At 60.5% G+C, this 20,308-nt stretch carries 20 protein-coding genes; 3 read left to right on the forward strand and 17 right to left on the reverse strand.

The annotated features are described in order from the left end of the window. Positions 1-2 precede the first annotated feature (2 nt). Entirely contained in the window at positions 3-818 is an 816-nt protein-coding gene (locus tag VI215_13295) for a WecB/TagA/CpsF family glycosyltransferase (GenBank protein HEY6193292.1), read from the forward strand. 198 nt (positions 819-1,016) lie between these two features. On the opposite strand, the gene VI215_13300 is transcribed toward VI215_13295, so the two are convergent. The 13 genes from VI215_13300 to VI215_13360 all read right to left on the reverse strand — a co-directional run bounded on the left by VI215_13300 (position 1,017) and on the right by VI215_13360 (position 14,384). Beyond that, positions 1,017-1,421: a response regulator gene (locus VI215_13300; protein HEY6193293.1), complete on the reverse strand. Its 405-nt coding sequence runs from the start codon at positions 1,419-1,421 to the stop codon at positions 1,017-1,019. Positions 1,422-1,444: 23 nt separating this feature from the next. After that, entirely contained in the window at positions 1,445-2,683 is a 1,239-nt protein-coding gene (locus VI215_13305; GenBank protein HEY6193294.1) for a glycosyltransferase family 2 protein, read from the reverse strand. 8 nt (positions 2,684-2,691) lie between these two features. Continuing rightward, positions 2,692-3,549, reverse strand: coding sequence for a proline dehydrogenase (locus tag VI215_13310; GenBank protein HEY6193295.1), 858 nt, complete (start codon positions 3,547-3,549; stop codon positions 2,692-2,694). A 1-nt stretch (position 3,550) separates the two neighbouring features. Continuing rightward, the gene (locus VI215_13315) at positions 3,551-4,741 is read right to left on the reverse strand and encodes a GNAT family N-acetyltransferase (GenBank protein HEY6193296.1); all 1,191 of its coding nucleotides are present in this window, start codon (positions 4,739-4,741) and stop codon (positions 3,551-3,553) included. Positions 4,742-4,769: 28 nt separating this feature from the next. Next, positions 4,770-6,107, reverse strand: coding sequence for a hypothetical protein (locus tag VI215_13320; GenBank protein HEY6193297.1), 1,338 nt, complete (start codon positions 6,105-6,107; stop codon positions 4,770-4,772). Next, positions 6,091-7,572 carry a GNAT family N-acetyltransferase gene (locus VI215_13325; GenBank protein HEY6193298.1) on the reverse strand — a complete coding sequence of 494 codons (1,482 nt, stop codon included), beginning with the start codon at positions 7,570-7,572 and terminating at the stop codon, positions 6,091-6,093. Before VI215_13325 ends, VI215_13320 begins: the two co-directional genes overlap by 17 nt. Then, positions 7,560-8,441 carry a polysaccharide deacetylase family protein gene (locus VI215_13330; GenBank protein ID HEY6193299.1) on the reverse strand — a complete coding sequence of 294 codons (882 nt, stop codon included), beginning with the start codon at positions 8,439-8,441 and terminating at the stop codon, positions 7,560-7,562. Before VI215_13330 ends, VI215_13325 begins: the two co-directional genes overlap by 13 nt. Then, complete coding sequence (locus tag VI215_13335; GenBank protein ID HEY6193300.1) at positions 8,431-9,663, reverse strand: glycosyltransferase; 1,233 nt, start codon at positions 9,661-9,663, stop codon at positions 8,431-8,433. The genes VI215_13330 and VI215_13335 overlap by 11 nt, the downstream gene beginning before the upstream one ends. Then, positions 9,660-11,159, reverse strand: coding sequence for a flippase (locus tag VI215_13340; GenBank protein ID HEY6193301.1), 1,500 nt, complete (start codon positions 11,157-11,159; stop codon positions 9,660-9,662). Before VI215_13340 ends, VI215_13335 begins: the two co-directional genes overlap by 4 nt. Continuing rightward, complete coding sequence (locus tag VI215_13345) at positions 11,156-11,959, reverse strand: WecB/TagA/CpsF family glycosyltransferase (GenBank protein ID HEY6193302.1); 804 nt, start codon at positions 11,957-11,959, stop codon at positions 11,156-11,158. The genes VI215_13340 and VI215_13345 overlap by 4 nt, the downstream gene beginning before the upstream one ends. After that, positions 11,956-13,497 carry an O-antigen ligase family protein gene (locus tag VI215_13350; GenBank protein HEY6193303.1) on the reverse strand — a complete coding sequence of 514 codons (1,542 nt, stop codon included), beginning with the start codon at positions 13,495-13,497 and terminating at the stop codon, positions 11,956-11,958. Before VI215_13350 ends, VI215_13345 begins: the two co-directional genes overlap by 4 nt. Positions 13,498-13,502: 5 nt before the next feature. Next, entirely contained in the window at positions 13,503-13,661 is a 159-nt protein-coding gene (locus VI215_13355; protein ID HEY6193304.1) for a hypothetical protein, read from the reverse strand. A 168-nt stretch (positions 13,662-13,829) separates the two neighbouring features. Next, complete coding sequence (locus VI215_13360; GenBank protein ID HEY6193305.1) at positions 13,830-14,384, reverse strand: acyltransferase; 555 nt, start codon at positions 14,382-14,384, stop codon at positions 13,830-13,832. Between the two features lie 411 nt (positions 14,385-14,795). Between VI215_13360 and VI215_13365 the strand changes: the two genes are divergently transcribed. Further along, positions 14,796-16,934 carry a glycosyl hydrolase family 18 protein gene (locus VI215_13365; protein HEY6193306.1) on the forward strand — a complete coding sequence of 713 codons (2,139 nt, stop codon included), beginning with the start codon at positions 14,796-14,798 and terminating at the stop codon, positions 16,932-16,934. 9 nt (positions 16,935-16,943) lie between these two features. On the opposite strand, the gene VI215_13370 is transcribed toward VI215_13365, so the two are convergent. After that, complete coding sequence (locus tag VI215_13370) at positions 16,944-17,216, reverse strand: hypothetical protein (protein HEY6193307.1); 273 nt, start codon at positions 17,214-17,216, stop codon at positions 16,944-16,946. 333 nt (positions 17,217-17,549) lie between these two features. On the opposite strand from VI215_13370, the gene VI215_13375 reads away from it, so the two are divergent. Further along, positions 17,550-17,678: a hypothetical protein gene (locus tag VI215_13375; GenBank protein ID HEY6193308.1), complete on the forward strand. Its 129-nt coding sequence runs from the start codon at positions 17,550-17,552 to the stop codon at positions 17,676-17,678. A 346-nt stretch (positions 17,679-18,024) separates the two neighbouring features. Here the strand turns inward: VI215_13375 and VI215_13380 are convergent, their stop codons facing one another. From VI215_13380 to VI215_13390, 3 genes are all read right to left on the reverse strand, one after another. Then, entirely contained in the window at positions 18,025-18,420 is a 396-nt protein-coding gene (locus VI215_13380) for a response regulator (protein HEY6193309.1), read from the reverse strand. 191 nt (positions 18,421-18,611) lie between these two features. Then, on the reverse strand, positions 18,612-19,643 hold the full coding sequence (locus tag VI215_13385; protein ID HEY6193310.1) for a M48 family metalloprotease: 1,032 nt from the start codon (positions 19,641-19,643) through the stop codon (positions 18,612-18,614). Between the two features lie 13 nt (positions 19,644-19,656). Next, positions 19,657-20,220 carry a LemA family protein gene (locus tag VI215_13390; GenBank protein ID HEY6193311.1) on the reverse strand — a complete coding sequence of 188 codons (564 nt, stop codon included), beginning with the start codon at positions 20,218-20,220 and terminating at the stop codon, positions 19,657-19,659. Between the last annotated feature and the right edge of the window lie 88 nt (positions 20,221-20,308).

Raw genomic sequence — 20,308 nt, forward strand, 5'->3', positions numbered from 1 at the left:
GGATGGCAGGAGCTGAAAAAGCCCGCCCGCGCCAACCGACCTTCTTTCTCCTCGGTGTGCGGGTCGATTCGCTTGAGTTCGGGGTTGCCCTGGAGATGCTGGAAGGATTCGCGGCTCACAGGGATTCCCTCCCGCCCCGGACGGTTCTCTTTGCGCGCCCCTGTACGATCGCGGCCGCGAGGAGAGATCCCCAATTAAAAGAATGCATCTCCCGCGCGGATCTGGTGCTCCCGTCAGGGGCGTGTGTGGCGGCTGGCGCAAGAATACTCGGAACCCCGCTTCGGGAGGAATTGAAGAGAGATCAAATCTTGTCCGCGCTTCTCGAGAGCGCGCAGAGATCGGGAAAGACGGTATTCCTGGTGGGCGGGGAGCGGGAGAGGCCCGGAGAACTCCGTGCTCACGTATACATCAGTTACCCCCGGCTCAGAATCGTAGGCTCACTCGATCGCTTCGCCTCCTCCCGCAACGACGATCGCGCCGTAAAAGAAATCAATGGGGCCAACCCCGACATCGTCCTTGTGGCGATGGAGACTCCGGAGGCGGAGGAGTGGATTGCCCGGAACGCTCCGCGGCTGAGGGCGGGGGTTTGCATCGCCGCCGGAGGAGAGATTGAGCTTCTGCGCGGCCACCTGAAGAATAAGCCCGGTTGGATCGGCCGGATGCGAATCGGGAGACTTTTGCGCTTGTTACGGGGTCCGGCCGCCGCGGGGGTTCGCCCGTTTCTTCATGCCGTGCGCTTTCTTGCGCTTGTCGCCGCAAGGGCTCTTGTGCCGCGGCGTCTGCGTCTCATCTACCACAGAACGATGGCGTTGTGGTAATGCCTCGGCTTCCCGTTGGCTGTCATCCTGAGGGAGCGTAGCGACACTTGTCATTCTGAGCTGAACGGAGTGAAGCGAAGAATCTCCGGCCCCGAAAGAATGAGATCCTTCGCTTCGCTCAGGATGACAAATAAAGCTCAGGATGACAATGAAAGAAAGAGGCACCACCGCCTTTGTAGGAGCGTTGACGCGTTTCAGTCAGTTATTTTCATGCCCGGCAATCCTGGGTGTCGGGGGAGGGGCCACCTTCCTGATCGTCGCCCGGATCTTCCCGATCATCCGCTGAATATCCGTGCTCTTTTCGATGTACTCGAGCGCTCCGAATCTCATCGCCGCGCTCGCCGCTTCCGAGGATCCGTACCCGGTTACGAGTATCACCCGCGCATCCCGGTCGAACCTCCTGATTTCCCTGAGCACATCGATCCCGCTCCGGCTCGGCAGCCCCAGGTCGAGGAACACGACCGCGGGCCGGTGGTGCTGGTAGAGAAGGACGCCCTGCGGGGCGTCCGCGGTCGATATCACGGAGTACCCTTCCTTTGAAAGGATCCTCGTCAACAGCTCGAGATCCAATTCATCGTCGTCGATGACAAGTGCCTTGTGCATGGAACCTCCTGATGATGTTCGGTTCAGTGAGTGCTTCGATGGGAGAAATCGTGAAACCGCGGGTCTCCCGCCTCGCGGGCCGTCCGGATCCACCTCTGCGGCGTGCCGCGCAGGATCAGCCTGCCATAGAGCATGAGTTTCCATGCGGCATACCATGGGACGTACAGCAGAGCCCTGTAGAGAGATTTGTCGGCCCGAACGGCGATGAGGCCGAGGAGCGCATGCGACATTCCGAGCGCCAGGATTCCGAACCACATCAGCGCATAGGGGAGGGCAGCCGTCCACCCCGCGGCCGCGAGAAGCAGATGGGTTCCGGCCAGAAGAGAAACAAAAGCGAGCATCGTGACGAGCGGCGGCATCAGCAGGTCGAGAAGGGCGTCGAACAGCCGGAACGATTTTTCCTTCACGATTTCCCGGGCCAGCAGCGGCGCATACCGGCGGATCACGGGCAATCTCCCGGCTTCCCACCGCGCGCGTTGCGATTCGGCGTGCCTCGCCTCGGCCGGCATCGTGGCGATCACCTGCGCCTCGGGAGCGAATGTCACCGGGACGCCGTGCAGCAACAGGACGATGCCGTATTCGAGATCTTCCGCGAGCGAATAGGCCGACCAGGGGACCGCGGCGAGGATCTCCCGGGAAAAACACATCCCGTTGCCCCGCAGGCCGGCGGAGCAGCCGATCGATTTTCTTCCGAGAGGGCGCGCAACATTGTAGAGTGTGAATCCGGCACGGGTGATCTCCGAGCTCCAGATTCCGGGCCGCGGCCGCACGATGTCCGCCGCCTGGACGACCCGCGCGCCGTTCTCAAGGTAGAGGTTGAGCACCCGAAAAAAATCGGCGGAAACCTCGCTGTCGGCGTCGACGACAACGAGGGCGTCGTATTCCTCGCCGGATCCGGCCAGGCGGTCGAAGCACCACCGCAGGGCATGCCCCTTTCCTTTCAGAGCCGTGTCGCGCCGTTCCCAGGCCGCGGCGCCGGCGGAGCGGGCGACATCCGCCGTTCGATCGGTGCAGTTATCAGCCACTACGATCACCCGGAGCCGGCCGGCCGGGTAATCGCCGGACATGACGCTTCGGACTGTCCGTTCGAGGACGGTTTCCTCGTTGTGCGCGGGAATGATGCAGACAAATTTCTTCAGCCCCGGGCCCCGGGCTTGCGGCATTCCCCTGTCAAAGAAGGCGAGCCCGCTCAGGCACACAAGATATCCGAGGAGGAATCCGATCAGGGAGCCGGCCGCCAGTTCGATCACCGCGAGGGCCATACACCTCCTTAACAGATTTGCGAGAGTTTGCCCTCCCTGCCGACCAGAAAATCTCTGATCATCCAGAGAACGATCGAAGGACGATGCCATGCGTCCCTGCCAAGATACGGGAGCGAACCGCATCCGTACGGGACGTAGAGGCGCTTGGGAATTCCCGGGAGGCCGCCCAACCCGTCCGCAATCGAAGGGAGCCCGAAGAGTTGCTCCAGCTCGCAGGGGGTGCCGGATTGCCGGAGCATCGCAAGGGCGTCACGGGCGAGGGATCGGTCATGGGTTGCGATCGAGACGGGCGACTTCCGGCCGGTGAAGATTTGCACCAGCTCGAGGAATCGTTCCCGGCGGCCGTGATCCCGGACGGAGGAATCGGTCCACTGTCCGCGCACGATCCGCACCGGTATTTCCCGTCTCGCCAGCCGCTCGGCGTCGGAGAAGCTTCGCTGCCAGCGGGCCGGGAGGGTGCACCAGACGTTGCTGTGGAGCGCGTGCAACTCTTCCACTGCTTCGAGCGTCCGCCCGGCGCCTTCGGGGTGCTGGGCGTCGAAGCGGAGTTGGAGCCCCGCCGTCCGCGCGAATTCCAGGAGGGGGATCAGGAGCGTGGTCCGGTAGCCCAGCGCCGGGAACTTTATGGCGAGCGCGCTTCCCTTCTGGTCGTGGGCGATTGCCCTTGCCGCGATCAGGTATTCGAAGACGGTGTACTTCGGAGGGTCGGAAGGGTTTTCCCACCGGCTGAGCGTGATCTGCCATCCGCTCCGGGCGGCCTTCCGGCAGGCGCGGAGCGCGTCGCCGAGCTCCGCCCCGGCGATATGGGTCGAGGCGAGCCGGCTCTCTGCGTTCGTTTTGATCCTGTCGATTGCATCCATAGTCACCTCACCCGCCCCTCCTTCCGCGAAGGATCCTTTCCGCGGCGTGCAGCATTCCGTCGTGCCCAAGATTCCACAAGCCCGCAGGCGTGGGCGGATAAATCCGGTACGTATTGTAGGAATGCACGCGATCCGTCCAGATCCCGATCCACGGTTCAAGGTCTCCCAGGAATTCGAAACCCTTCAGACGCCGCTCGAACGAGTGGCGGATCATTTCATGCATGAGCACGATCCCGGGCGAGCAGCGCCGGAACGATTCATTGTAGCCGATTTTCAGGATCCAGCAGGAGCCCGCGTATTCGACGGCAAGTTGCGCTGCGACCGCCTCGCCGTTGATGCGCATGAACGCAAGGCGCAGGATCCCCGACCTCGCGGCCGAGCAAGAGTAAAGGGTAAAGAACCGGCGCAAATCCGAATTGGATCGCATGCTTGTTCCCCGGCGCTCCTTCCAGCCGGTGGCTTCGACGCGGAAGATTTCTGGGAGGTATCGCCCGACGGTGGCGGGGGTGGGCGAAACGAACTCGAATTCCACACGCCCGATGCTCTCCGCCCTCCTCCGCGCGCGCCTCAGGTCGGATCTCCGGCGGGCCGAAAGACTCTCCTCGAACCCGGACCACGAGGCGCCGATAGGCAGCCACTGGGATTGGGAGCGGCCATGGAACGAAACAAGGCCCTGCGACCGTGCGACCCTTCTGACGAGCGAGGGGTCCAGGTGCTCCGCGGGAATGCGTCCGAGGAAGATGGTCGCGCCCGTCGAGCAGATCGCCTCGAGGAGCCGGAGCCGGGATTCCGCGTCGCGGCAGATCAGGCCGCAGGGTTCCCCGAGAAGGGAAGAGCCGATAAGCTCCGTTCGTTCGAGCCCGCCCCGCCGGGTGACCGCGAGGGGAGCGAGAGCCGCAAGCTCGCTGTCCCGGCGAAGCGCGATCACCGAGAGCAGAGCAGCGGCGGGAAGCACGGCTGCAGCCGCCTCAAACCATTCGTACCTCAAAAGCGGAGTTTCGAAACGCTCCGCCAGCCCGTTCCATTCATCCTGCAGCGAAGAGAGATCCGCGGGGTTCCTGAGAAGAGTAACTGTCCACCGGTGAGTGGACCGATCCGCCCCATCCGGGGCGGACTCCGGGCGCCCGGGGGCGATGCGCTCGCCCGCGGCCGGGTTCTGAGGGGCGGCGACATTTGTTCCGTACGGATGTAGAAGCATTGTATCTCTCACAGGCATCCACCTCTTTTCATTGGTTGTCCTCCAGGACGGCCTGCTCAGCCCTCTTCAGGGGAGGGCTCTTCAGCCGATCCTCCCGGACGGGCGCCGGCGACCCGGCGTCCCGTGGAAGAATCCGCATCGCATTCCGTCTGAGAAGCTTTCGTTTCAGAAACCCGAGCGCCGAAACAAGAAAAGGGACCGGATCGCGTGGGTCGAACACCCCGTACTGTTTTTTCGTCATGAGCGAGCGGAGGTATGCGCGGAGAGTCCACTCCTTCGTCTTCCTGTAGCCCCCGAAGAAGGCCCGCAGGTCCTGTTTGACGTAGAGAAGCCGCGTGCCGGCGCGGTAGGAAACCTGAGGAGTATTCGAAAGTCCGTTCTGGTGGCGGTACGCGATGTAGGAAAGGTTCGCCCCCGCGTAGGCGCCGAGGAGCTCCCAGAGATTGTAGCGGGGGTTGATCTCCAGGATCTTGAATTCGGCGTCGTCCGGGTCCCACTTATAGTCGATCTTGACGATCCCCTGGAAGGCGATGCGGCGGAGGTAATCGATGCTGCGATCGGCAAGCGCTTGTTGATGCAGGGTTTCGATATAGACGCTGCCGCCGGTGTGCGGGGGATACGTCCGGATTTTTCTGCCGATAAAATAGCCCAGGCAGCGGGATTGCTCATCGAAGTAGCCGTGAAAGCTCACGATCGCCTCGTCCCGCCCTTCGATGTATGATTGGATAAGGAACCCTGAAGCGCGCTCGGGGAGGGCCGCGCAGAAGTCGGCGAGAGCGCCCGGCGATTCAAAACGGCGGAGCGCTTTTTTGTACGGCCCGAACCTCGCCTGCTGTTCTTCCGTCTCCCATACCCAATCCTGGCTGAATGCGGGCTTGACGATGCACGGAAACTTGACGAGAGGGAGCATCACGAGCAGTTCCGACTTGTCCGCCACAATCCGGGTCGCCGGCGCGGGAAGATTGTGAAGCCGCGCGAACTCCGCAAAACGGACCTTATTGCAGAGCGCCTCCATCGTCGCATCGGAAGGGAGGAGAAAACGATAGACCTCCTGAAGTTGTCGCCGGAAGCGCCAGACAAACGTCAGCTCGGCGTCGGAGGCGTAGTACAGGACCGAACCCTCGCCGACCGACTTTCCGAAATCGAGCATCAGTCGCAATAACTCCTCTTCGCGGCCGGCGTTAAACCCCGGAACCACGAGCCGCCGTGCGCAGTAGCTCGAATGGAATGCGATCTCATCCGGCTGTGCAGACGCGACGTGGGACCCGATCCCGGCGATGCCGAGCGACCGCACGATGTCATACGCCGCAGGAGATCCCCCGGCCGAGAGGACAACGGCCTCTTTTCGTCTATTGTTTTCCGGCATGTTGCACTCCTCGCAGTGATTCCCGGTGGTGATCTTCCCTGATGCCGTTCCCGGACTCGTCCGCGTCATCGGTGCGGTGTCCGGATGGTCCTTTCGTCCCCTTTATTGGCGGGAGGTGAAACTTTGCACGCAGGGTCTTCAGCCTGAAGCGAACATACGCCAGGACGGCAGGAAGCGGGACGTCCTGGATGCGGCGCTGGACGTCGAGAAGAGAACGCTCGATGGAAAGCTGCCTCCGGACTGCGAGCATCCCCCCGATGATCCCCCGGACCAGGCGCCGGTAGCTCCGCCGCGAGCCCGGCCGGATCGCCCAAAGCGTGGAATTGCGCGTGGACCGGGATGTCATCTCGAATTTGTACTCCTCCGTTCCTCGGAGGAATTCGAGGCTGGAGAGAGATCGCTGGACCGAGTACTCAACCATCGAAAGAAGAAGCGCGAGGCCCGGCCGCGATTTTGACCATGGCGGGCGGTCGTCAAAGCCCGAGAGATAGTCGTAGAGCCGGCCGTGGAAGACGAACCCGAGGCGGACGGCGCGGAGTTTTCCCTCGAGCCGGACGCCTTCGCACCAGATCCACCCCCGGTTCCAGAATTCGCGGAGCACCGCCTCCTGAAATTCGCCGAATCCCGGCAAGAAAAACAACCCCGGGTATCCGAGATGGTTCCATCGCGCCTGGTGGAGCGCCACGAGCTCGCGGAACAGGCGGTTGAGCGACTCAAGGGAGTCCGCCCGTTCGATCGATCCTCCCGGCGTCTCCGAGATCGCCCTCCTTGCCTGATTCAACTTGCGGCGCACGTGGGGGCGGAGGCCTTCGAGGTAGTCCGGGAGAGTCGCCGGCGGCTCGAGCCTGGGTGCGGTCTCGGTGAGCCGCGCGCTGCAGCGGATCTTCCGCGCGTGAAGCTCGGCGGGGAGTCCGGCCAGAACGCTGCTCTCCGCGGGGAGATGCTCCAATTCGATGTCGTCATAGACGGAAGGATGTTCGTCGAGGTAGCGGGCGAATTCCCGCGGGACGACCGACCGGTACGAGGGATGGATGATGGAGTCAAGAAAATCGCTCGGCCCGGCTTTCGACAGTGCGCCCCGGGAATACCTCCCCGTCACCCCGCAACCCATGAACCGCAGCCGACTCCAAACCCGCTTGCCGAGGAGATCGGTGACCTCGAGAAAGAGCGGAACGATCCCGGCAAGCGTCCGGCGATCCCTGAAAAGAAGGATGTGCGGCGTGCGCGCATGGTCTTCGCCGAAATAATTCCACCAGTGAAAAAGCCATTCGAACGTTTGGAAGGGGGTGACCTCGGCCTGGAAGGCGAGCGCGTTCCACTCGTCCCGGAGAAGGGAGAACGCCGCCGCATCCCGAATCGCCTCGACGGAGAGCCGGGTCGCCCCGCGTTCGTTGCGTCCGTCCCCGGCCGCCGTCCGGCGCGGCCGGCCCGGGGCGACCGCGCTCACGTATCTTAACGTCTGCATGAGGCCTCCAGAGTTCGGGGCGGTTCCGTCTCCGCCGTCGCGTCTTTTCCGGGCCCGGCGCCGTTATCATGTTGCCGGCCGTAGAGGACGCATCCCGCCTTCCACCGCGCCCATCCGTAGTACTGGAACGGGGTCAGGAGCCGGAGTGCGAATCCGCTCGTGGTTGTCGTATTGAGGATTGTGATCCGGCGTATCTCGTAGGGGTCCTCGCCGAAATTCGCCGGACCCGTTGAGACGCCGCAGGCGATGTCATAGCCCGCGTGCTCGACCATTTCCTTGACGTACGGATTGAGAGAGCCGTACGGGTAGGAAAAGCTTCGCACGGGGGAATTCAGCAGAATTTCGAGGAGAATTCTCGACCGGGAGATCTCCTGCCATGCGTCGTAATCGGTCAGCGCCGTCAATTTCGTGTGGTTGAGGGAATGCGACCCGATCTCAAATCCGGCCTGGTGCAGTTCGACGATCTGCCGGCGGTCCATCAGGGCGACCTCGGGGAGGGACTCGGAGCGGTCCCAGAAATTGGTCGCGGCGCCCTGATACCCGAGGACAAAAACCACCGCTTTCGCACCGAATTCCTGCAGGAGGGGAAGCGCCACATCGTAGGTATCCCGGTAGCCGTCGTCGAAGGTGAGGATCACCGGCTTCCGCGGAAGATTCAGCTCGCCCTGGAGAAAGAGCGAGTAATCGTTGAACGTGATCGGAGTGAATCCCCACCGGTCGAGGAGTTCGAGCTGCTTTTGAAACTCGCGCACATGGACGCACGTCCAGTAGGCTTCGCTGAGCGATTTCTCCTCGACGATGCGGTGATACATCAGCACCTTGATCATCCTGGGATTCCCCCCGTTGTGGAAGCGCCTTCTACCGCTCATAGGCCGGTTCCTTTCCCGCGAGGGTGAACCTCGGCCGGGGACGCGTAAGTTTCCGGATGAAGCGCTCGACCTGCTCCCCGATGACGTTCCACTCATATTTCGAGCGCGCGAGTTCGCAGCTCTTCTCGATGAGGCGGCCTCTCAGGGCGGAGTTCGACAGGAGCTCCACCACGGAAGCCGCGAACTCCTCCGGGCGGTCGGCGATCAGCACTGATTCTCCGTTCTTCACGTCGATCCCTTCGCAACCGATGTTCGTCGAGACGATCGGCTTTTTCATCGCCATTGCTTCCATCACTTTCAGCCTCGTCCCGCCCCCCATGCGCAGCGGCACCACGTAGACGCTCGAGCGCCAGACGTAGGGACGAACGTCCTCGACGTACCCGGTGATGACCACGTTCGGCGCCGCCCGGTTCAGGAGCACGCGCGGGGGCTTGTTGCCGACGATATAGATTCGCGCCTCCGGGATGGCCCGCTGGATGAGCGGGAAGATCTCGTCGAGGAAGTAGAGCATGCCGTCGTAATTCGGGACGTATCCCATCATCCCCGTGAAGACCAGCGAGTAGGGCTCGCTCGGCGTTTGCGCGGGCCGGAAGTACGAGGTGTCGACCCCGTTGGGCACGAGGAATTTCGGAACGTCCGGAACCGAGGCGGAAAGAATCGCCCTGTCCCGTTCGGACGTGACGAAAATCGCATCCTGCCTGCGGTACGCCTCCAGTTCCTCGTGAAGCAGTTTTCGCGATTCCCGGCGGTAGTGATATTTTCTCAGCCAGGAGCGCGCATTTTCAGCCCATCTGGAAAAATTGTCGTATTCGACGTTGTGCGCGTCCAGGATGCGCACGGCGTCGGTCCCGACGCGGAACGCAGCCATCATGCAAAATTCCGTCTGGACGACGTCGAAGGAACGGCGGTCGAGGAGCCGGTTGATCGTCGCCTGCATCTCGTTTGAGATGAAGATCGACTGGAGAAAGCTGAATTTTGTGAAGTGCGCATAGGCCTGGCCGAGGCGGCGGTACCGTCCGACCCACGGATAGGGGACCACATGGACGCCCTCGAGCTTCGATTGAAAGGCGCTTCCGATCAGGGACGAGGTCCCGGGGTCGCCGAAGCAGGCCACGGTCACGTCATGGCGCATGGCAAGATGCTTGAGGAGATGATGGATCCTGAGAGTTCCGCCGGAGATTGTCGGCTCGGGGGAGTAGGGCATGAGATGCAGGATCTTCATGATGGGACGCCTCTTGTCGCAGCGGAAGTGTTTTTCCATTTCCCCGGGATGAGGGAGTATTTTACGAACGCCAGGTCGGTGCGCCGGATCGCCCCGAACAGGATCAACGAAACTCCGTAGAGGAGGAGGCCGGCCCCGCCCCAGAGGAGAAAATGAACTCCCGAGCGCTCGAAGATCCAGCAAAAGCAGCTCATGACGAGCGAGGCGGCGAGGCCTTTGAGCGGAAGGCCGATGGAGGCCCCTTCAAAAATCTCCCCGGGGGTCAGATAAATCGCGATGCACATCACGAGGAACTCCGTCATCAACGTGGCGATCGCCGCGCCGATGCCGCCGTTGCCGAAATGGGACTGGGCGAAGGGAATCAAAAAGACATTCGCGAGCGGGTTGAACAGCATCGCAACGAACGCCGCTCCCGCCCACTGGCGCTGCAGGTTTGAGGCGATGAGCGTCGAGGCGAGGATCGAGTCGATCGAGACGAGCACGAGGCCGGGAGCGAAGATTTTCAGCAGCACCTCCGCCTGCCCGTAGCCCTCCGATCCGAAAAACAGATCGATAATCTCATGGGACGAGAAGAAGACGAAGACGCAGATCGGCATGGCGGCGAGCAGAATGAAATCGATGCTGTTCCGGGTGGTCCGCGCGAGCGACTTCGTGTCACCCACCGAGAGTCTTGAGAGGACCGGGAGGACGGCGGTGGAGAAGATGCTCGGCAGGAACATGAGGACGTCGAAGAACCTGTACGCCGCCCCGTACCACCCGACGACCACCCCCGGCACCATGAGCGAGAGCATCACGGCGTCGATGCGATAGTAGACGACCCCGAAGAGGGACCAGAGAAAGTACGGGAGGTTCGTCTTGAGCAACTCCCTCATGGAGCCCCACCGGGGCCAGGGGATGCGCGCCACGATGCGCCGTGCAAAGGCGGCAAGAATCCCGAAGTTGAGAAGGGAGCTCAGAGCCATGACGAGGGCGATGACGACGGCATGAGCGCCCATCAGGAGGGCCGCCACTCCGACGAGGGCGACGCAGAACCGCTCCGCAATTCCCCCGAGGGCCGGGTACTGCATGAGTTCAAACCCCTGGAAGCAGCCCGAGAGCGCCTTTCCTGCGCACTCCCACACTTTTGCAACGATGAGAATCACGATCAGCGCCAGTACGGGGCCCGGATATCCCGCCGCAAACGAGAACCCCACGAGCGCGGTTCCGGCGATGACCCACATGAGAACACGGATCCCGACCGTATCCGAGAGCAGCCGGGGAGCCCCGTCGCGCGAGCGGGAGACCTCCTTGGCGAGAAAATAGGGGCCGCCGTACTCGATCACCATCTGGGCGATCATCGCGATCGAGATGGCCAGGTAGAGCCTGCCGTACTCCTCGCTTCCCAGATAGCGGGGGAGGAAAAGCATGAGCACGAAGCTCGACGTCCAGGTGATGACCTGCGAGACCATCATCACGCCGGTGTTCCGGGCGATGGACTGTGCGATTTCCCGGCTCATGAGGCCGCCGCTTTCCTCAGCATCGATGACCTGAGCGGGCGAATGCCCAGCTTCCTGCCGGCGAGCAGCAGGAGGAAGTAAGGGATCTCGATGAACACGCGCTGCCATTTGGTCCGCGGATCCTGCAGGAGCCTGTAGACCCATTCGAGGCCGAGTTTCCGCATCCAGAGCGGCGCCCGCCTGCGGATCCTGGCAAGGAAGTCGAACAGGCCCCCGACGGCAAGGCAGACCGCTGTCTTCAGTTCGCCGGCGTGGCGCGCGATCCAGAGTTCCTGGTTCGGCGAGCCGAGCGCCACGAGCAGGATGTCCGGCTCCCTCGAATTGATCTCCTCGATGATCAACGGCTCCTCCTCCGGGGAAAAATACCCGTTGTACGCCCCCGCGATCCTCAGGTTCGGAAAGCTTTCCGCGACATGGCTGAGGCAGGGGCCGATCACCGACGGATGCGCGCCGAGAAAGTAGACCGACCAGCCCTTTGTCTCCGCCTCGCGAAGAACCTTCGGGGTGAAATCGGTGCCGTTGAGGTTCTCGGCAATCGGGGTCTTGAGAATGCGGCCGGCGAGCCTGAGCCCCGATCCGTCGGGGAGCACGAGGTCCGCGTCGTTCAGATGGCGGTGAAAATCCCGGTTCCGCCTCGAGAGGAAAATGCTGTGGACATTCGTAAAGAACACCTCGCGGGCGCGGCCGTCGTGATGGTTGACGAACCACCGGATGGAGGAGAGGGCCCTGTCGGATGTGGTGTTGTCGACCCGCGCGCCCAGAATGTAGACCCGGCGCCCGTTTTGTCCGCGTATTCTCATGCCGGAGTTTCCCCGAAGTTGTGCTGCGCACCCTTCCCGCCGTCGCGGCGGTCGATCGGTTCCAGCGCCGAGAGCAACCCCATCAGCGTCCCCAGGAAGATCATGTTCCGGTAGAAGGTCAGCTGGAGATCGTAATTCGAGACGATCATCTGATTCACGACCGCCGCAACGCTCACCGCTGCGATTGCTTTCAGGTAGGGGTCGTTCAACCGGGCGAGAGTCCAGGAGGCTTTAAACACGAATGAGTCCATGAACAGCCAGAAGAAACAGAACCCCACCGCCCCCATCTTGACCAGGAGCCACAGAATTTCATTGTGGGAGATGTAATCGCGGAGCGGAAAATCGATCTTCGCGAGAGGGAGAGGCATTTCATACTTGTTGCCGAAGCCGATCCCCGCGACCGGGTGGTGCTGGACCGTGGTGGCAAGGTCGAATTTCTCGAGTTCCCGGTAGAGATTGGAATAGTACCGCTCGCCCGCGGCCTCGGGAGCCACGCTCATTCCCGTTTTCACGAGCTTCACCGGCGAGGCGAATTTGCTGTCGCTCTCCCAGAAGATCCCGCAATAGAGCGCAAGGACTCCCAGGACCGGGACGACGGTGCGAAGCAGCATGCGCCGGCCGGATTTCGGGATGACTGCGACGAAGGCGGCGAGCGCGGGGACGATCGCCGCATAGGCCGAACGCCGCTGGCCCGTAAAGAACCCGAACAGGAGCGGAAGCAGAAGAACCATCAGGGCCACGCGCTGGTTCGTTCGCGCGTCGAAGATCACCAGGGCAAGGAGAAAGATCAGGAGATCCAGGATGAACACGGGGTCTTCGTGGTTTGTCACGGTCATCGAGCCCGCGAAACTGAAACCGAGCTCGGCGAATCTCACGATCCCCTGAAACGCCTTGAAGGAAATGGCTCCGATGCAGACCCAGAGCAGCGTGTGCGCCTGTTCCCTGGTTTGGATGATCTGGGGAACCAGCACGTATAACAACCCGAGATACATGAGCGCCCGCACCTCCCAGAGGGCGGGCAAAAAATCTCCTCCCCGCCACAACCCATACGCGAACGAACACGCAAGCGCAAGGAAAAAAAGGAGCGCACTCCCCCAGACGGAGATGCTCCTGATGCGAGCCTCTCCTTTCAAGCCCGCGAGGACGAGCCACACCAGGATGAGGAGCGCCAGTTGAAGCTCGAGCGGGTTCGCAACCGCGTTCTCCCAGTGCGGCAGATAGCTGATCTCCTTGATGTTCAGGAAATAGAGGGGCTTGAAGGTCCATGAGTCGAAGCCGGGGATTTCGTACTGGTCGAACAACAGGACCATCCCGATGAAGAAGAAGAATCCCCAATCGAGACGGCAACACGAGAGCACGACGATGAAAAGCGTCGCTGCGACCGCCGCCGTCGCGAGGACGTTTCCCCCGCTGGTGAGAAGCGCCGCCGCGACAATGAGCGGGCCGAAGATCGCGAGGGACGCCACCAGCACGCCTTCGACCGAAAAGTCGATGCGCCAGGCAGAGTCCCTCTGGGAAGTCGTGTACTCGTTTGCCATAATCGTTACGGCGAGGGAAGTTGTCTCGTGAACATATCGAACAACACCACGCCCGCCTGGACGACCGCGAGCGCGAGGAGAAAGAGATACGCACCGATCGCCGGCCTGCGGGTCCGCTTGCCCGCTCCGACCGCGATGAGAAGTCCGAGCACTATTCCGGCCATGGAAATCATATTGATGTTACCGGTGCAATTGATGTGCCAGCGCTGCGGGGGGAGTTTGTCCCCCCTTCAGGCGGAAGAAGGCTTCGCCTGCACGCGCCCTTGCGCAAATTTTTCACAGTGGCGCAATGCGTTCTGCGCACAAACGTAACCGTCCGGGGCCGGGAGATCCTAGCGGGGGAGGTCGGTGTCGAAGAATGGGAACCACCTGGTGGAATACCGGATTTCCTTACACCGTTCACCGACTTTGCGGGCGGGCACTCCTGCCACGATCGTGTAGGGATCGATGTTTTTCGTCACGACGGCGCCTGCGCCCACGACGCAACCTTCGCCCAAATTCACCCCCGGCATCACCATCGCGCGGGCGCCCAGCCAGGCATGGTCCCCGATGATGACCTCGCGCCCGATTGTTCCGAACTGCGGGTCCCCCAGATCATGCGTAAAGGTCAGCAGGTAGGATTCCGGGGAAATATTCACGTTTGCGCCGATTGTGAGACCCCCCCGCCCGTCCAGGTAGCATCGGCGGTTGACGACCGAATGGTCGCCGATGCTGATTCGCCTCCCTGTGATGAAACACCCCATGTGAACGGCCGTCCCCGCCCCGATCCTGATCCCGAATACGACGCTCAGATAGGCATGACGGACAGAATAGAGGGGTACATGGGTGACGAAGTTGTTGTAAAAATAGAACAGAAATGCGACTGCAAAATTATGAATGCTCCTCATCGTATCAACCGGACTATGGTGGCAATGTATTGAGAGCGACAATAAACATGCCGAACGATCTCTTGGCATTGACTCAGTCTTCTCGTTCCGCCGCTCTGCGGCGGAATGCATACCGGGACGCTCTGCGTCCCAACCTCGTTGCGGCGCAGAGCGCCGCGGATCACGTTCCCACGCAGAGCGTGGGAACGAGTAAATTTGGTAGTGCCTCGGTTTGGTCGTCTATCTATCCAACTCGTCATGCTGACATGCTTTAGGTCAGCATCTTTCAACGCTTTTTGAGAGAACCCGAGGAGGAACATGCCCGGGATAACGGGCTTGGATGAAACCGGGACGCTGCCTATTGTTTTGTATCTCCATGGATTCTTCTACATGGCATGGAAATTGTAGGCGAGGGAGATGGATCTCATCGTCATGAGATGTTGGAAAAAAATAGTGTTCGTTCTTGGATGCGCGGCCATTGCCGGTTTCCTCGCGCCGTCTGCGCACACGCAATCATCTCCGTGGGTCACGGGCTACTATGCGGGATGGAACCAGGGGGGCTATAATAACGGGGTCCTGCCCGCTGAGGGGATCGATTACTCGGCTCTCACTCATATCATCCATTTTTCACTCGTTCCGAACGCCGACGCCTCCCTCGACACCAATTCGAACAGCCTCCACCAGATAAATTCGACGGCGTTGCTCCCGAGGGCTCATGCGGCGGGTGTGAAGGTTCTGATTGCCGTTGGCGGCTGGGGTTCGGCCCCGGCGTTTCGCGGGGCGACGAGCGCGGCAAATTTGACGCTCTTCGTGGCCAATCTGGTCTCGTTCATGCGTGTGCGCGGATACGACGGAATTGACCTCGATTGGGAGGTACTGGAGCCGGGAGATTCGCTTCAATTTGCGCTCTTTGTCCGGCTTCTGAGGCAGCAGCTCGACGCTCTCTCTCCACGGGGACTTTTGACCGCCGCGGTGGGATGGAACCCGCGGATCATCGCGTCTCTTGCCGGTCAGTTCGATCAGATCAATATCATGTCTTACGACATCTCCGGCCCATGGCCCGGATGGGTGACGTGGCACAATTCGGCATTGTACGACGGGGGCTTTGTTTTCCCGAACGGTGGAGCCCCGCCGCTCTCCGCCGACCGGTTCATATCGGACTTTGCCGCCGCAGGGGTGCCGAGGAGCAAGATCGGAATCGGAATTGATTTCTATGGGTACGTCTGGAGCGGGGGACAGGGAACCTCCACCGGCGGGGCCGTCAAGCCGCGGCAAACATGGTCTTCACCGCCGGCTGTGCGCGGAAATGTCCCCTACCGTGACATCATGACCGTCTACTACAAACCCGAATACTATTGCTGGGATTCCATTGCGGCCGCTTCATATTTGGGTGTCGACCTGCCGGGCTCCGACAGCGACAAGTTCATCTCCTATGATGACGGCAATATGATCAGGGCCAAAGTCCAATACGCGCGGAGCACGGGCCTCGGCGGCATCTTTATCTGGGACCTGGGCGGCGGATATCTTCCCGCAGGCGTGCCTGAGAGGGACCGGCTTCTCCACGCGGCGAAGAAAGCAGTCCACGGGGTTGCAAATCCCCCGGAGATCCCGGAGGCCGGAAGCCCGCCCAACAATCTTGTGGGGCTCACGACCAACCCGGTGCTCCGGTGGGAGCCCTCCCTTGAGGCGATAGGGTACCACCTGCAGGTTTCGCGGTCACCCGATTTTTCGACACTCGACATTGCCAGGCATGCGGGGACCGCCAATTCGGCATCCCTCCCGGGGCTCCAGATTCAAACGACATACTACTGGAGAGTCCGCGCCGTGGACATTCCCGACACCAGCGCCTGGTCTGCGACCTCCGTCTTCACAACTGCCGCCGATACGCTTCTCCCGCCCTCCTGGATGTACATGAGCCGGACGGGGAAGAGCGCGACGATCGTCATCCCGCGCGACGCAGACGTGAATCTCGACACGATCGCGATGCAGCCCGGGAATGCGATCGGAGTGTTCTTCAGGCAGGACGGAAAAGACCTTTGCGCGGGATTGAGTCTCTGGCGCAGGGGGGTGGATTGCACAATCACATGTTGGGGGGACGATTCTTCAACGCAAGCAAAGGAGGGCTTTTCCCGGGGAGATACCATCTACTACCGGATTTGGGACCGTTCGAGCAGGATGGATCGTCCCGTGCCGGTCGTGTATCGCTCAGGGACGAAGACGTTTCTCAATGGAGGCAGGTACATTCTCCGCTCCATCGGGAAGTTACGCCTCACGGGAGAGGTGCCGCGCCAGTTTGAGCTTGCGCAGAATTATCCCAACCCTTTCAACCCTTCCACCGTCATACAATACTCCATCCCCGAAAACGCCCGCGTCAGGCTCGAGCTCTACGGCCTCCGCGGTGAGCGGGTCGCGGTCCTTGTCGACAGGACATCCCCTCCCGGAACGTACCGTGTTACCTTTCGGACGGAGGATCTGGCCTCGGGCGTCTATTATTATCGGCTCAGCGCCGACGGGTTGAAGGAAAGGAGAAAGGTCTTCGAAGAGACGAAAAAAATGCTCGTCGTGAAATAAGGACGCCCTTCAATCCTCCGGGAGGTGCTTCGAAAGCCATTCGCTCACGTGCTCCATCACCGGGCCTGTAAACGGTTTCACGAGCGTCACGACAAAGAGGCGCGCGCTGTCGCTGAGGTAGGGCACGAACTTGTTGAAGATGGTTCTTGTCTTTTCGAACGTTTCGATCGCGTACGACCCGTCGCAAAGCTTTACGTGCTTGTAGTGCTTGATAAGGGAAGGCACTTTGTCGGCTTTCGGGTCTACCTTGGTAAAATCGTAAGTTATGAGGAGCACTCGCATGGCCGTCTCCTTCTGATGAACAGCGTCAGCCTCCTGGTTGCTAGCGGAAAAGTACAGAGGGATACTTGAAATGTCCAGTTAAAAGAAATTTATTCGGAAAACGATGGGAACGGCGCCTGCGATTAGATGGCATTAATATTATTTAACCGGGAATGGGATGGCGATCGCAGGCAGGTGCTGTGAACGTATCCGGATAAGGAACGGCAGGCCAGAAAGATTTATCGGGTAAATCGCGTAATCGTTGCGCTATCTCACGTTTCCACGGGGGGGTAATGCGTAGATTCGTTGCAGAGTTTCTCCCGTTCCCATCTCGATTAATTGCCGAAAACCCTTATGAGTGCGCCTATCGTCGATATTCTTGCCTGGACTGCAATAGTCATCATCACAGTACCGCTCGGGTTCCTCGCGGTGAACCGGTATAACCGCTTCTCTCGCGACAACGCCCGCCAGAGAGGGCTGTAGATCTCGTTCAGCCGAAATCGGTTTGAAAAACTGTTGACTTTGTCAGAACCCGTTGGTACATTTCCGCAGAGGCTTTCTTAAGCCCCCAATGCCTCATCCGAAAATGCAATGAGACAGAATCCCGAATCCGCTGGGTCCGGGATTTTTTTTGTCCTGCCTGAATCCTGCGTCAAACGCGGGAAGAATGTAGAGGAGACGGTAGCCGCAACCTTTAGGTTGCGCCGGCCAACGAAAAAAGGTAGAGGAGCCGGTAGGCGCGACCTTCAGGTCGCGTGATATCTTGGTTCGTGGGAAAGCGGCTCGGTTACAGGACTTGGAAGGAGAGCAGGGAGGTAGTCGCGGCCGGTTACTTGCGTCCGCAGACCTGGTTGATGGAGGTGATCAAGTTCTCGAAGTCGAACGGCTTCGGCAGAATCTTATCCGCGCCCAACCTCAAACTCTCGTCGGTCAGCTGACTTTCGTTCACGGCCGTGACCATGATGACCTTCGTCTGGTAATTCAATTCCCGCATCTGCCGCAGAAGATCGATGCCCGTCAACCTGGGCATGAAGTTGTCCAGGACCGCGACATCGTAGGAATGCGAGCTCAGCTTGTCGAGGGCGGCCATTCCATCGAGCGCCACGTCGACCTGGTATCCCCTTTCGCTCAGCAATTTTTCCGAAAGTTGATTAAGGGAGATGTCGTCGTCGACGAGGAGGACGCGGAGGGGTGTATTCTTCGTTTTCGGATGTTTTGTTCTCATAGTGTAATGTAGGCTTTGCGGAGCTCAGATTCAACCCGGCGAATTGAAGGGTAGTGCTTCAGTTTGAACCCAATTCTCTCCAACTCGTCATGCTGACATGCTCCTGGTCAGCATCTTTCAACGCTTTTAGAAAGATCCCGACCTAGAACATGTCGGGATGACGAGATAAGATGAAAATGCGACAGTACCAATCAAACCTTCGCCGCCTGAGGGCCCGGATGTCTTACGGTGTCTTGATAGGCCATCGCTTTCAGGAGTGTGATCCGTTTGGAGATGGGCGGATGGGTGCCGAAGAGTTCGGCGGTAAATCCTTCCTTCGCGTTGATCAATCTTCCCAACGGGTCGACGATGCAGAGATGGGCGGTCCCTTTTTTGACGGAGGCGGTCGGCGCATCCGCCGATTCCAATTTCTCGAGCGCGCTCGCCAGGGCAAGAGGATTGCGTGTCAGCTCGGCGCCCGATGCGTCGGCGAGATACTCGCGCCTGCGGGAGACCGCCATCGCCAGGAGCTGGGTGATCAATGGAGCAAGAATGACCGCAAGGAGCCAGATCGCAAAGAGAATCAATACGACCGGACCTCCGCTTCGCGATCTCCGGCCCGGTGATCTGCCGGCCGCCCTCGCGCCGCCGAACCTCATCATGTTGCGCATTCCGTCGGAGATCAGGAGGATGCCCCCGATGAGCGCCGCGACGACGGTCATCAGCCGGATGTCGAGGTTCTTGATATGGCTCATCTCGTGGGCGATGACTCCCTGGAGCTCTTCCCGATTAAGAGTCCCGACCAGCCCCTCGGTGACCGCGATGTAGGAATGTTCGGGGTCCTTCCCCGTCGCGAACGCGTTGGGGTCGGAATCCGGGACGATATAAAGCTGGGGGCGGGGGAGGCCGGCGGCGATGGCCATTTCATCTGTGACGTTCTGCAACATCCGGTACTCCTGGGAGTCTGCCGGAACCGGGAAGGCGTTCGTGCTCCGGAGGATTCCCAGAGCGCCCCCTTTCAGGCTGTACATGGCCGACATGGAGCCGAAGAGAAGCGCGACGAAGGTCGCGATCGGGAACCCGAAGGAGGGGTCGCCAAGCAGGCCGAACGGGTCGACGCCAAAGTAAAAGAGGTCGAACCCGTAACCGATGAAACAGAAAAAGAGGATGAAGAGCGTGATGATGACAACGGTGGATCTGCGGTTCCGCTGCTGTTGCTCGTAAATATTGGGAAGATTCTCCATCTCTGGAGGATCTCTACTTCTTCAGCGAAAGGTCCACCGTCGGGGCTTCCCGTTCCTCCGCACGCTCGACCTGGAAGAGCTCCACCTGCTGGAACTTGAAGAGCGTCGCAATGGCGTTTCCCGGGAATGTCTGCTGCGCGATATTAAACTTTGTCGAAATGTCGTTATAGAACTGCCGGGCGAAGCTTACCTTGTTCTCGGTGCTCGTCAGCTCTTCCATCAGCGACTTCACGTTCTCGTTCGCCTTGAGATTAGGATAGTTCTCGACGAGGGCGAAGAGGCGGGACAGGACTTTTGACAGCTCCCCTTCCTTCTCGGCGGAATCGGCCACGCTGCTCGCGCCCGCCGCGGCATTGCGCGCTTCGATCACCTTCCGAAGCGTCTCCTGCTCGAACTCCATGTACCCTTTGACGGCGTTCACCAGGTTGGGAATCAGGTCGTGGCGCCGCTTGAGCTGCACGTCGATCCCTTTCCAGGCGTTTGTGACCTGGTTTTTTGCGGTGATGAGGGAATTGTACTTCAGCACCACCCAGATCGCGATCGCACCGATCAGCAGCAATGGCAACAATGCAAACATAGACCCTCCGAGGTTGGTACGGTGATGGGGCAACAGTAATGAAAGATAGAGAAACGGGGGGCTGGAATCAAGCCGGCGGCTTCGAGCC

It is taken from the genome of Bacteroidota bacterium, assembly GCA_036522515.1.
GTDB lineage: Bacteria > Bacteroidota > Ignavibacteria > UBA10030 > SZUA-254 > VBOC01.